This window comes from Duganella vulcania (assembly GCF_009857655.1).
GTDB lineage: Bacteria > Pseudomonadota > Gammaproteobacteria > Burkholderiales > Burkholderiaceae_D > Rugamonas > Rugamonas vulcania.
Genome location: NZ_WWCX01000244.1, coordinates 1 through 1,390, shown reverse-complemented (window position 1 = coordinate 1,390; position 1,390 = coordinate 1). Strand labels below are relative to the sequence as shown.

Annotated in this window: 1 protein-coding gene; it reads left to right on the top strand. The window is 61.2% G+C overall.

All coding sequences use genetic code 11. The features are described 5' to 3' along the window. Nucleotides 1–133: 133 nt before the first annotated feature. The gene (locus tag GTP90_RS35705) at nt 134–1,333 is read left to right on the top strand and encodes an IS256 family transposase (protein ID WP_161087930.1); all 1,200 of its coding nucleotides are present in this window, start codon (nt 134–136) and stop codon (nt 1,331–1,333) included. Nucleotides 1,334–1,390 lie beyond the last annotated feature (57 nt).

The window sequence follows — 1,390 nt, the reverse complement described above, 5'->3', positions numbered from 1 at the left end:
GATCGTGTCCCACGGAGTGGTGTATGAAGCTGGCGCCGAGTTCGGCGCTAAGGCTTGAGCAATGATGAGATGGCCATCGTGATTCATGAGTAGGTTGGGGTTACCAGACCTTAACCAGTCAGAGGAAACCACGATGACCACGCCCACTACTATGGCATTGACGGAGCTCGCCGCAAAGGGTGCCGATGCCGATTTCATCAAACAAACGCTTCAATTTGCCTTGCAACGCCTGATGGAGATGGATGTCGAGGCGCTTTGCAATGCGGCGTATGGAGAGCGCAGTGCGGAACGCTCCAATAGTCGTAACGGCTACCGTGAACGCGCCTTGGAAACCCGGGCCGGCACGGTTGGCTTGAAGATCCCCAAACTGCGCAACGGTAGCTACTTCCCCGATTTTCTGGAGCCCCGCCGCACCGCCGAAAAGGCGCTGACGGCGGTCATCCAGGAGGCCTACATTCAAGGCATCTCGACGCGCTCGGTCGACGAGCTGGTCAAGGCAATGGGCATGAGCGGTGTGTCCAAGAGCCAGGTGTCGCGTCTGTGCGAGGAGATCGACGGACGCGTGCAGGAATTTCTGAACCGGCCGATCGAGGGCGATTGGCCCTATCTCTGGATCGACGCGACCTATGTCAAAACCCGTCAGGCCGGGAGGATCGTGTCCGTGGCCGTAATAATCGCCGTGGCCGTCAATACTGACGGCGTAAGGGAGATACTGGGCGTGGCCACAGGCGCCTCGGAAGCGGAACCGTTCTGGAGCGAGTTCTTACGCAGCCTGACCCGGCGCGGGCTGCGCGGCGTCAAACTGGTCATCTCTGATGCGCACGAGGGGCTCAAGGCGGCCATCGCCAAAGTGCTGAAGGCGAGCTGGCAACGCTGCCGCGTGCATTTCGTGCGCAACGCGCTGGCCCACGCCAACAAGGGCCAGCGTCAGGCCCTGCTAGCTCTGATCAACACGATCTTCGCCCAGGACACGCCGGAGGCGGCCAGCGCCCAGTGGCGCACCGTCACCGACCAGCTGCGCCCCAAATTCCCGAAGCTGGCCGACATGATGGAGACGGCCGAGCACGACGTGCTCGCTTACATGGCCTTCCCGAGCGCACATCGGGTGCAATTGCGCAGCACCAATCCACTGGAGCGCCTGAACGCCGAGGTCAAGCGGCGCACCAACGTCGTTGGCATCTTCCCCAACGAGCGCGCCATCATCCGTCTGGTCGGCGCTATGATGTTGGAACAGAACGACGAATGGTCCTTGCAACGGCGGTACATGCAACTCGAAGGCTTGCAGTCGCTATGTGATGCTCAGCCTGCACGGCTGTCGGCCGTCATTAACTGAGCGGGAGCCCAGCCTCCCAGGAATCACAACTCATACACCACTCCGTGGGACGCGATC

What these genes read in the sequence shown, in the direction of transcription:
- GTP90_RS35705 (WP_161087930.1), top strand. Translation starts at nt 134, where the DNA reads ATGACCACGCCCACTACTATGGCATTGACGGAGCTCGCCGCAAAGGGT.